The following is an 11,865-nucleotide window of genomic DNA, read 5'->3' as shown; positions in this document are numbered from 1 at the left end:
TGAAATAAACACTACAGGGTAATGCGTTGCGATTTTATGACAATACAAAATATGAAACAAAACGGATTTATAGAAGCGACACTTGTAAGTGAAAGCATGTTGCCATTAATTCCATAAAGGAAAATTTTTGCGACCAAGACATTAGAGGGAATTATATTGAATCCGCTTTATTCGTTGGCTGATATGGAAGAAATCATGGTTCATCAAACAAATATTATACTAGGTGCTAAAAAAGCATCTGAATGGCCCTATATGTTACGAAAATGTCGACCTATATAGCACGTACGCTCCTAAATATTACGCATTTCATGAATAACAAAAAAGCAGTAGAAAAGTCATCCTTTTCTTCTGCCTTTTTTTATGGTTTGGTTGCACATTCTTACGATTTGTTCTCTTTTAGGCATTTACTAGTAAGAAAACAGAGGATTCCTTGTTTAATTAGGACATCAAATGAAAAGCTACACTGAGTAGATACCCTGTTAGGACAAACGTTACTGATGTCCTGATCGATACCAATCGGATATTATGTAAAATAAATTCTTTTACACTTGTTAGAGCAATCAAACCAATGGAGACACCTAAAAGCACACTTTGTGCCTTCATGTTTAGATGTAAATGATTGCCAATCCATATGAAAAAACTAAAGCAGATAGATAAACCAATAAAACAAAGGAGTAAACCTATCATCTTTTGTCCTTGTGCGATAAATATTGATGTGATGGCAAACCCTTCGGGGATATGGTGCAAAATGGTGGAGGTTGTTATGGAGACTGTGAAAGAAGGATCTCCAAGCATGTTTCCAATAGTTAAACTTAATGGAATGGTATGTATGAAAAGGGCGATAGTTAGCAAGTAGACAGATGGTCTATATTGATTTGAGGAATGTAGTGATTTGTTCACTAGTAGGATAAACATATATCCCATAAGGATACCAAGAGCGATACCTGCTGAATTGTATAAATGGAATGCCGCTGGAATTATATCAAGTGTTAGTAGACCTACCAAGAATCCTCCGCATAAAAGAGCTAAACCTTCGTCGGAATGATGAAATATTTTAGCTACTAACCAAGCAATCCCTGCCCCTAAATTTACACTAAAAAATAGTAATCCCCCAAGAATTAATACACTCAAAATTTATCATTCCCTTGCCTAAAATAAATTGTAACTTTGAACGCAGAATATATATGTAAACCATAGCAATTTTTTCATTAAAGTTTCCTGCCAGTAGGATTGAATAGTGTTCATTCGGTTAACCTATGCATACCGAAGATTCTCTTTACTGGAGGTTTGTATATGACGAATATAAAAGAGAAATCGGATCCTCCTAGATTAATGGATGAACTTAAGGGCCAGATGAATCCTTCTTTTGATGTTATGCTGATACCTTTACAAATAGAAGAAGAAGCAGCTTTTCTCCTTTATTTAAAAACGACAGTAGATGGAGATAAATTACAAAATGTTATTATCAAGCCATTTTTCGAAATGCAATCAGCACAACATTATGGAGCTTATATACAATCATCGCCCGATATTATAGAGATTAAATCGAATGAAAAAATTCTACTCGAACTTACAAAGGGAAGTGTATTAATAGCAGTTCAACATCAATTTTTTCTGGTAGATGTGAAAAAAGTAAACAGTAGTTCAGTGCAACAAACCCTTATGGAACCTACTGTATATGGACCCCAACAAGCTTTAAGTGAAGACATTCTTACCAATTTGAATATCATTCGGCATCGTTATAAGGAGCCTTCCCTAAAAATTGAGATCGTAGAGTTAAAAGATAAAACACATAACGACTTGGCAATTATTTATGATGAGAAAACAGTAAAGCCAGATATATTAAAGTCTATTCGGAAGAGACTAAAAGAATTAGATGCACCACTTATTCAATCGGCAGGTGAGCTCCAACTTTACTTAAATGGAAAGAGATTTACGCTATTTCCGACTTTAATGTTGACAGAACGACCCGACCGTATTTGTTATAACTTGGATGCAGGTAAAGTTATATTGATGATTGACGGAAGTCCTCATGCATTAATTGCACCGGTCGTCTTTTTTGATTTCATGGTGTCCATGGAAGATAACTATCATTTATTTTGGATTACATCGTTTACGCTAGTACTTCGATATTTTGGACTAATAACCTGTTTAGTGTTACCAGCTTTGTACGTTGCCATCACTTCCTATAATCCAGACATTTTTAGAACAGAGTTGGCTTTAACTGTTGCTGGCAGTAGAATTGGAGTGCCTTACCCATCTTTTATAGAGGTAGTATTTATGCTCATATTTATGGAGCTTTTAACGGAAGCGAGTATTAGACTACCTAAAGCAATTAGTGCCACAGCTACTACTGTTGGTGGTTTAATACTAGGAACTGCGGCTACTGAGGCGGCATTGACCTCGAATATAATGATTATTATCGTGTCGGCAGTAGCCATTTCTAGTTTTGTGATCCCTATCAACGAGATGAGTTTTTCAATTAGATTTTGCAGGTATATTCTATTAGCTTTTACGACATTTTTTGGAACGGTTGGATTTATACTGGGCTTTTTAGGAATTCTTATGTTTTTGATCAATAAAGAAAGTTTTGGAGAACCCTATTTAAAAATGTATTGGAAAAGCAGAAGGAGTGAAAAAGGGGTGAAGAGTGAATGAGTCGCTTTCTTTATTATTTTATTTTTCTCACGATGTTTTCCAATATCATTGCCTCCGTTCCCAAAATTCTTTTATTTGAAAGCAAAAGTGGGGCAATTCCTTCTATGATTGCTGCAGTTATTATTGGAACTATACTCGTATATATAATCGTCAAATTATTTAATTCTTTTCCTGGTAAAAACTTGCCGGAAATGTTGAAAGCACATACTCCAAAATGGTTTGCCTATCCGGTGCTGTTTTACCTTTTTTTATGTTGGTTTTGTGCCGGGCTCATTACCCTAATTACGTATGTATTTTTAATTATTACTTTTTTCGCTCCTGAAACGTCGATCGTTATTACGACATTTGCGTTCGTACTCGTTATTTCATTTGGAGTATTGATGAAATCTAGAAGTATGTTATATATGGCAGAAATTGTACTTGTTTTATTTGTGCCCTTAATTTTTTTCTTATTAATAAAATTTTATGTTAACCCCAAATTGGATTGGGACTATATAAAAATTTCCATGATGCACGTGAATCACGTTCCTTCTTATTGGGCATTTGGTGCATCACTTTATATTTTTGTAGGGATTAGCGATTTAGTCATTTTTAATAAGCTTTTTACCAAAAAGCATAAAATGGGATGGAAACAAATCCTAATTATCGGGGCAACAGGCGCAGTAGTTTTGTTTACTACTTTCTTTGTACCAATTGGGTATAACGGGGTTGAACAGATTGCCAATCTTACTTTTCCATGGTTATCCACTAGCGATTCGATACGCATGAAATATGGTCCAATAGAGAGGGTTATATTTATTTTTATCCTATCTTTCTTAGGGATAGCATTTGTAAGTTTATTATTACATTGGCATGTTGCTCTAAAATTATTAGAGAGTATTTTCGAATTTAAGCGGTTGCAATGGAAAGGTAAAATGTTGGCTCCTTATATTTTCGTTATTATATTTGGCGTAATATCTTTAGTTTTAACGAGAAATTTGACACAGTACCAGCTGTTTTCCTTATCCAACTATTTTTATGGGTCTTTGCCGATTTTTTTTACTGTATTAATATTCTCCTTAGTTTTAGTGAAAAGGAGAGCAAAATTATGAAGCTTCGATTTAAACGTTATAAAGTAATCTTTGTTGCTATTTCCTTCTCATTTATTTCTATATTAGCTGGATGTGGATTTAAAGATATTGATAAGCGAGTTTTCGTTACAGGTATTGGTGTAGATCCTGCCGAAAAGGAAGACGGGGGATATAAAGTAACATTAAAATTATCATTACCTGTCGCTTCTATTAAATCATCCACCGGTCCTAATTATGAATATTTAGTTCACGAAGGAGAAACATTGGCAGAGGCAATTCGTATTTTGGAAACACATACCGATAAAGTACTAGAATTTGGGCATGCCAAAATGATTGTTATTAATGAAGATTTACTACAAGACAATGTAAAGGATTTTATGGATTACTTTATTAGACGGAGTGATATTCAGATGATTGCCTGGGTAGCAGCTGCTAAAACATCTGCTGAATCTATTTTGCGGATAGAACCAGCTGCTGAATCTGCAGTATCATCTACACTCATAAACTTTTTTGGTAGTAGCGGCACGGACAGTCCTTTTATCACTTCGACATTCCTTTATGAATTTAGAAGAAATATGCTATCGGATGGTATTGATGCAGTATTACCGCTTATAGAAGCTTCTGAAGATAATAAGGAGTTAATCGTCAATAAATCTTTAGTCGTTAAAGAAAAATCTAAACCGTTCGAGTTATCCTCGGAACAATCAAAGTATTATAATACTCTTCTAAATGGAATGAGTGGATTTAGTTATAAAGCAGAATCAGAGGATTTAACCTTCGTCATTAATATGGAAAAAACAAATGTACATTATAAAATTTTAATGAACAATGGACAGCCCACTGCCATCAAGATGAACGTAAAAATGATTGGTGTGATTGGTCAGTCCAATAAAAATCTATCTTTAAAAGACCTAAATAAGTATGACAAGATAGCTTCCGAGGCACTGAAAAAAAAGATTGAAGAATTTCTTACTGCAGTTCAAGAAAAAGATCTAGATCCTATGGGTTTCGGATTAAGGTATAGAACTATGATGCTATATGATAAAAACACGATTTCCGAATGGCAAAAAGCATATACGACTTTACCGTTGGACGTGAGTGTTAAAGTATCACTTAAAGGCACAGGAGCAATTGAATAAAGGAACGAAGAAACCTCTTTCGATTTGTAAAGAGGTTTTTCGTTTCAACAGACTTCTAAAGAAGTTTCCCTTTCTAATGTAATCATTGTCCGTTAAAATATAGTTAGCATAATTTTCTTTACATAGGGGGAAGCGAAAGCGTTCATATGACATTAGATAAAATGAGACAAACGAAGTTTAATAATGCAACACTTGAAGAATGGGAGCAAGTAGCCCTCAAATCATTAAAGGGGAAAACATTGGACTCGCTATCTACAAAAACATTAGAGAACATTATTTTGAAACCGCTTTATTCATTAGCAGATACGGCAAATATTCCAGCATCCCAAACGGCTATTGTTCGCCAAGCGAAAAAGTCTTCTGAATGGTCAATCGCTCAATTTGCAGAAGGTTCAACAAGTGAAGCGACACTCAAAGAAATCATAGAATCGCTTGGAAAAGGGAATGATGTAGTTCATTTTAAAATAGAAAAGGAACATTTTTGGAATGCAGATCAAATAGAGGAGTTAGCAGCTCTATTGACGAAGCATACTGCTATTCTAGATGTAACAGATAATCCGGGGTTTTTAAATCATTTTACTGATCTAAAAGGATTAGTAATAGGAGCTGAGGAAGCGGAACTTCCGTATGCTAGAACGTATTTCTTAAATGGATCATCTATCCATCAAGCGGGTGGTGATGTGGTTAGCGAGCTAGCAAGCGTGCTGGTGCAAGCAGATGCAATTGCAGGGAAAACAAGTATCGAGAAACTTGCAGAAAAAGCATTCGTACAATTTTCAGTGGAAAATCATTTCTTTATGGAAATAGCGAAAATTCGGGCTTTCCGCGTACTTTGGCAAGCTTTCGGCCAAGCATATGGAAAAACGGACATAGCGGCAATCCCTGTACATACAGAAACTTCGTTGAGATCTTACTCAGCATTAGACTCGAATGTTAATATTCTACGTGCAGGTAACAGTGCCCTAGCAGCTATTCTTGGTGGAACGGATAGTTTGACGACGTATCCACATGATTATTTAACCGGGGCTACACCAACATCCAATCGAATTGCGCGTAATATCCAGCTAGTACTAAAAGAAGAGACACATATCCAGCGGGTTGTTGATGCAGCAGGTGGTTCTTACTATGTGGACACATTAACGAATGAGCTTGTTGAAAAAACGTGGACATACTTTTTAACATTAATGAAAGAAACAACTATAGAGGATAGAGAAACAAAACTTTTAGATCGAGCAAAAATAAAGTGGGAGGAGCAACTGTTTGCGCTCTCTACTCGTAAAAAATCGTTAATTGGAACGAATACTTATGCAAATCCTGACGACATAATTAGTTCCTCTATTAAACAAACTGATTATAAACGATTTGCTGAACCTTTTGAGCAATTACGAAAATCATTTCAAGAAAGTCCATTGAAAACTGCTATTATTCCTTATGGCATTTTAAAAGACTATAAAACTCGTATGGACTTTGTGAGTGGCTATTTAAAAGCATTAGGAATTTCACCAATTGTAGCACCGGAAAACTTAAAGCCAGTGGACCTGCAACAATGGATAGATGACCAGAATATTGGCTATGTAGTATTCGTTGGTAATGAGGAACAAACTGCCGGTTTAGTTCCCGCAATATTAAATGAAACATTGTCTGTACCAATGGATGTAGCAGGGAAATTTGAGGAGTATGAAGACTGGTTAGATGCCGGGCTGTCTGGATGTATCTTTGCTGGGCAATCGCTTCTGGAAAAAGGGCAGCAACTACTAGCCCTTGCTAAAAAGGAGGATTCAAATGACAACGCCTAATTACGATAAAGTATCGATTAAGCAAGTGCTACTTAAAGAAGATTATGCAAAAATATCAGCAGCAGATTCCTTTTTAACGAATGAAGGAATTCATTTAAAACAAATGTATAGCAAGGAAGATACGTCTCAACTTTCTCATCTAAATGATCTGCCGGGTATTGCACCGAACACGAGGGGCCCATATCCAACGATGTATGTTGCAAAGCCATGGACAGTTCGTCAATATGCTGGATTTTCAACAGCGGAAGAAAGTAATGCTTTTTATAGAAGAAACTTGGCTATGGGTCAAAAAGGACTGTCAGTTGCATTTGACTTAGCAACACACCGTGGCTATGATTCGGATCATGAACGAGTTACTGGAGATGTTGGAAAAGCAGGGGTTGCTATAGATTCTGTAGAGGATATGAAGATTTTATTTGATGGGATTCCTTTGGATCAAATGTCTGTTTCGATGACGATGAATGGAGCAGTTTTACCGATTTTGGCTTTCTATATTGTAACTGCAGAAGAGCAAGGAGTAACTCTTGAGAAGCTAGCAGGTACTATACAAAATGATATATTAAAGGAGTATATGGTTCGTAACACCTATATCTATACGCCTGAAATGTCTATGAAAATTATTGCGGATATATTTGCTTTTACAGCACAAAAAATGCCGAAATTTAATTCTATTTCTATATCTGGATATCATATGCAGGAAGCCGGAGCTACTGCGGATATAGAGTTAGCTTACACTTTAGCAGATGGATTAGAATATGTTCGAACAGGGCTGGAAGCTGGAATAGATATTGATGCTTTTGCACCAAGACTTTCATTTTTTTGGGCTATCGGGATGAATTATTTTATGGAAATAGCGAAAATGCGAGCTGCACGTAGAATATGGGCCCAAATGATGCAAAGCTTCGATCCGAAGAATTCTAAATCACTTGCGCTTCGTACACATTCTCAAACGTCTGGATGGAGTTTAACGGAGCAGGACCCATTTAATAATGTTACGAGAACGTTAGTAGAGGCAAATGCAGCTGCAATGGGTCATACACAGTCTCTTCATACGAATGCTTTAGATGAAGCAATTGCTTTGCCGACAGATTTCTCTGCTCGAATCGCTCGAAACACTCAACTATTCCTGCAGGAAGAAACGAATATGACGAAAGTAATCGATCCATGGGGCGGGTCATATTACGTCGAAACACTAACAAATGAATTAATGGAAAAGGCATGGGCTTTGATTGAAGAAATTGAAGAGCTTGGCGGTATGGCAAAAGCGATTGAAACTGGCCTACCTAAAATGAAAATTGAAGAGGCAGCTGCTAAAAAACAAGCACAAATTGACTCTTCAAAAGAGGTAATTATTGGGGTCAACAAATATCGTTTAGAACAAGAAGATGCTATTGATATTTTAAATATCGACAATACAGTCGTTCGTCAAAAACAAATGGAACGTCTAGCAGAAGTAAAAGCTAACCGCGATGAGAAAGCAGTACAAAAAGCGTTAACTGATTTGACAGAGGCGGCAAAAACTGGTGAAACAAATCTTTTAGAGGCTGCTGTTATAGCAGCTAGAGAACGTGCGACTATTGGTGAAATTTCAGATGCAATCGAATTAGTGGCAGGTAGACATAAGGCGGTGATTCGTTCTGTGAGTGGTATATATAGTGCGAACTTTAATGATGCAGAAGAGATTAATGCGGTAAAACAAATGGCAGAGGACTTCCGTGAAAATGAAGGACGTCGTCCGCGTATATTAATCGCCAAAATGGGACAGGACGGGCATGATCGCGGAGCAAAGGTTATTGCTACTGCATTTGCTGATCTTGGATTCGACGTAGATATTAGCCCGTTATTCCAAACACCTGCAGAAACAGCACTTCAAGCAGTAGAAAATGATGTTCATGTTGTCGGAGTAAGTTCTTTAGCGGCAGGGCATATGACGTTGGTTCCATCATTGAAAGAGGAGTTAGCTAAGCTTGGTAGAGAAGACATACTAATTGTGGTTGGTGGTGTTATCCCAGCACAGGATTATGCATTCCTACGTGAAAATGGGGCTTCTGCGATTTTCGGACCTGGAACGGTTATACCTGTTGCGGCACAAAAAGTAATTGAGGAGATTTATAACCGTCTTGGCTACGAGGAAGTGGAAGGCTAATGTCAAATACGGAGAAAAAAAACGAATCTTCTATGCATGTGATGGGTGGTATAAGGTCGCAACATGATGGAATGGGAAAGGCTTCTATTAAAAAGTTCTCAAAAAGAAAGCCTCTTGAGATCAATGAAGAAGAATATATCCGGCTTATTCAAAATGGATCCAGATTACATTTAGCAAAAGCGATAACATTTGTTGAAAGTACTGTGAGTGATCAACAGCTTATCGGTCAGCAACTGTTAAAAAGTTTACTTCCCTTTACGGGTAATAGCATTCGTATAGGGATAACCGGGGTTCCAGGAGTAGGGAAAAGTACCTTTATTGAATCATTCGGGAAAATGCTATGTGATCAGGGTTATAGAGTTGCAGTACTAGCTATAGATCCTAGTTCCTCTTTGACAGGTGGTAGCATACTTGGTGATAAAACAAGAATGGAGGAGCTTGCAAAGCATCCGAATGCTTTTATACGACCTTCGCCGACTGCTGGGACGCTTGGGGGTGTGCATAAAAAGTCTCGTGAGACGATGCTTCTATGTGAGGCTGCCGGATATGATGTGATTTTAGTCGAAACTGTTGGTGTAGGTCAAAGCGAAACAATTGTCCGTGGAATGGTGGATTTCTTTTTGTTATTAGCGCTTACAGGTGCTGGTGATGAACTACAAGGGATGAAAAAAGGAATAATGGAGCTTGCAGATGCTATTATTGTCCATAAAGCAGATGGGGCTAATGAGAAGCTAGCGAAGAAAACAGTGGCAGAGTATAAGCAAATTCTCCACTTTTTGGCACCTTCCTCTGCATATTGGAAGACTCCAGCATTAGCAGTTTCTTCGTTGTATAAAATAGGATTAGATAATGTTTGGGAGAATGTACTTAATTTCCAGCAACTGATGAAAGAAAGATCTGTATGGCAGCAAAGAAGAAAAGAACAAACAGTAGAATGGTTTAAAACAATGATAGTGGATCGTTTATATGATGAGTTTTTTTCTTCAATGGAAAAAAAACATTCAATGGCAACTTTAGAACAATTAGTGCGAGATGAAAAAATTACGGTTTCACAAGCGGTCGATGGTTTATTTTCCTCGAATCCTAACCAATAATCTGATAAGATGAAACTAGTTTAAAAAAGGAGAGTGGCAAAATGAATATGGATTTCAATTTATATATGAATGATATACTTGTACAAGCTCGTGGAGAAATGGAAGCTGCAGGATATGAGCAGCTTAATACACCTGAAGAGGTAGACGCTGCATTTGCTCGTCAAGGAACAACATTAGTGATGGTAAACTCAGTTTGTGGATGTGCTGGAGGAATTGCTCGCCCTGCTGCTGCAAACTCAGTACATTATGATAAACGTCCGGACCATTTAGTTACTGTTTTTGCAGGTCAAGATAAATTAGCAACTCAACAAGCTCGTAATCTATTCGGAGATGATCACCTACCTTCTTCTCCATCATTTGTACTATTAAAAGATGGACAACCGGTAGCAGAAATTGGACGTCATGAAATCGAAGGTCATGCACCAACTTCAGTAATCACTCATTTACAAGGATTATTTGAAGAATATTGTGAAGAAGTATAATTTTAAAAGCACAATTGACCTTTAAGTTAAAACCTGTTTCTATTAGATTTCGGCAGGCTTTGGACAGTCTTAAAGCTATGTTATTACCTATTGATTTTTACAGAGGCTGGTCGTGACTGACGTCACGATCAGCCTTTGTTTTTCGGTAATCTTATGGCGTTTGTCCCGCATTAACTGTCAGTAGATAACTGCCCGTAAAAGCCCGAATGGTTCGGGCCAACAGGATGTTGGTCACTCAGGCATTGCCGCACGACGCGGCGTTATTTGCCTGAGTTCAATTTAGAGAATAGCATCCCTAATTTAGCAGATGCTTTTATCACTTTATTAACTTTGAATACTCTTATCATCTAAGCGATAAGCTATGCTGTATCTTCTTGTTGGGTAATACTCACTTCATTGATTGAATTGAAGGGGGCGACTCTCCGGCAGGTTGAGTGAGACAGATGAGTCATCACATCGACACGGAGCGACGGTGATGGCTCATCGCTTATCCCGCGGAAAGCGTCCACCTGAAACGGAAATCAGCAGTATTATTGGATAGACATCATTCTTTATAAAGAATATAAAAACCAGCGGAAGCATACAAATGCATTCGCTGGTTTTTATCATTTCTTAAAGGACAAAGCTTAGACCGAAAAGTAATGTTGACATTACCATTACAAAAATCATTAAATAAACGATTATTTTACGAAATGTTTGGTTGCGCATAATTTCTCTCCTTTAGCTTGTACCTTTATTTTAACAAAAACATAAAAATGCACAAGAGGTAGAGATTTTTTTTTGAAATAGGTACAATAGAACAAGGTACAATTCAAATTATTCGTCATTTTTAGATGAAACATATTGTAGATGTATACTCACAAGTTGTAATCTGAGGATAGGTCGATAAGCTTTTGCATAATGATTTTTAGATTGTAGTGAAAGTCGGCGATTCCAGTGGGAAAAGCGTTGGGCGAAGACCCCACAGCATAGCGAGGAGACTGAGGCAACGCCCACGGAAAGCGCCCGACTGACCGGAGTCAAGTGTGTTTTTTAATACAGCTTATTCAAAAAAGGGGTGTAAAAATGGAGAAAATTGATCATATTGGTATTGCTGTGAAAAGTATAGAAGACTCTCTTCCTTATTACACAGATACATTGGGGTTAAAATTATTACATATTGAAGATGTTCCATCTGAAAAAGTTCGTGTAGCTTTTATCGATAGTGGCAATGTCCATTTAGAATTACTTCAACCAATCGATGAAACAAGTACGATTCATTCATTTATAGAAAAAAAGGGTGAGGGAATCCATCATATTGCATTTGGTGTTTCCGGTATTCAACAGCGTTTGGACGAGCTAAAAGAAAAGGGCGTCAGACTTATACAAGAAACGGCAAAAGCAGGTGCTCACGGTGCTCAGGTAGCATTTATACATCCGAAGGCATCTCGTGGAGTACTTTACGAATTAGTCGATAAAACCGGGGGAGCGAAGTAATTAT

Annotated in this window: 11 protein-coding genes; 9 read left to right on the top strand and 2 right to left on the bottom strand. The window is 37.2% G+C overall.

Translation table 11 applies throughout. The features are described from left to right. Positions 1–156: 156 nt before the first annotated feature. The gene (locus tag KD050_RS21360; protein ID WP_255553358.1) at positions 157–279 is read left to right on the top strand and encodes a hypothetical protein; all 123 of its coding nucleotides are present in this window, start codon (positions 157–159) and stop codon (positions 277–279) included. A gap of 159 nt (positions 280–438) precedes the next feature. On the opposite strand, the gene KD050_RS01605 is transcribed toward KD050_RS21360, so the two are convergent. Beyond that, on the bottom strand, positions 439–1,131 hold the full coding sequence (locus KD050_RS01605; RefSeq protein WP_211894536.1) for a ZIP family metal transporter: 693 nt from the start codon (positions 1,129–1,131) through the stop codon (positions 439–441). 162 nt (positions 1,132–1,293) lie between these two features. On the opposite strand from KD050_RS01605, the gene KD050_RS01600 reads away from it, so the two are divergent. The 7 genes from KD050_RS01600 (at position 1,294) to KD050_RS01570 (ending at position 10,385) form a co-directional block, all read left to right on the top strand. After that, positions 1,294–2,658 carry a spore germination protein gene (locus tag KD050_RS01600; RefSeq protein WP_235753898.1) on the top strand — a complete coding sequence of 455 codons (1,365 nt, stop codon included), beginning with the start codon at positions 1,294–1,296 and terminating at the stop codon, positions 2,656–2,658. Then, a complete protein-coding gene (locus KD050_RS01595; RefSeq protein WP_211894535.1) occupies positions 2,655–3,749 on the top strand; it encodes a GerAB/ArcD/ProY family transporter in 1,095 nt (364 codons plus the stop codon). Before KD050_RS01600 ends, KD050_RS01595 begins: the two co-directional genes overlap by 4 nt. Then, positions 3,746–4,867 (top strand): Ger(x)C family spore germination protein, encoded by a 1,122-nt coding sequence (locus tag KD050_RS01590; protein ID WP_211894534.1) that lies wholly within the window; start codon positions 3,746–3,748, stop codon positions 4,865–4,867. Before KD050_RS01595 ends, KD050_RS01590 begins: the two co-directional genes overlap by 4 nt. A 146-nt stretch (positions 4,868–5,013) precedes the next feature. Beyond that, complete coding sequence (locus tag KD050_RS01585; protein WP_211894533.1) at positions 5,014–6,663, top strand: methylmalonyl-CoA mutase family protein; 1,650 nt, start codon at positions 5,014–5,016, stop codon at positions 6,661–6,663. Beyond that, positions 6,650–8,809, top strand: coding sequence for a methylmalonyl-CoA mutase (gene scpA, locus KD050_RS01580; protein WP_211894532.1), 2,160 nt, complete (start codon positions 6,650–6,652; stop codon positions 8,807–8,809). Before KD050_RS01585 ends, scpA begins: the two co-directional genes overlap by 14 nt. Next, positions 8,809–9,903, top strand: a complete 1,095-nt coding sequence (gene meaB, locus KD050_RS01575; RefSeq protein ID WP_211894531.1) for a methylmalonyl Co-A mutase-associated GTPase MeaB — start codon at positions 8,809–8,811, stop codon at positions 9,901–9,903. The genes scpA and meaB overlap by 1 nt, the downstream gene beginning before the upstream one ends. A 41-nt stretch (positions 9,904–9,944) precedes the next feature. Beyond that, positions 9,945–10,385, top strand: a complete 441-nt coding sequence (locus KD050_RS01570; RefSeq protein ID WP_211894530.1) for a BrxA/BrxB family bacilliredoxin — start codon at positions 9,945–9,947, stop codon at positions 10,383–10,385. A gap of 612 nt (positions 10,386–10,997) precedes the next feature. On the opposite strand, the gene prli42 is transcribed toward KD050_RS01570, so the two are convergent. Further along, on the bottom strand, positions 10,998–11,093 hold the full coding sequence (prli42, locus tag KD050_RS01565) for a stressosome-associated protein Prli42 (protein ID WP_151109618.1): 96 nt from the start codon (positions 11,091–11,093) through the stop codon (positions 10,998–11,000). A gap of 357 nt (positions 11,094–11,450) precedes the next feature. Here prli42 and mce point away from each other — a divergent pair, with 357 nt between their 5' ends. Then, on the top strand, positions 11,451–11,861 hold the full coding sequence (mce, locus tag KD050_RS01560; protein WP_211894529.1) for a methylmalonyl-CoA epimerase: 411 nt from the start codon (positions 11,451–11,453) through the stop codon (positions 11,859–11,861). Positions 11,862–11,865 lie beyond the last annotated feature (4 nt).

Origin of the sequence: Psychrobacillus sp. INOP01 (genome assembly GCF_018140925.1) — a bacterium.
In the GTDB taxonomy this organism is placed as follows: Bacteria; Bacillota; Bacilli; order Bacillales_A; family Planococcaceae; genus Psychrobacillus.
This window is presented reverse-complemented; position numbering and strand designations above follow the sequence as displayed.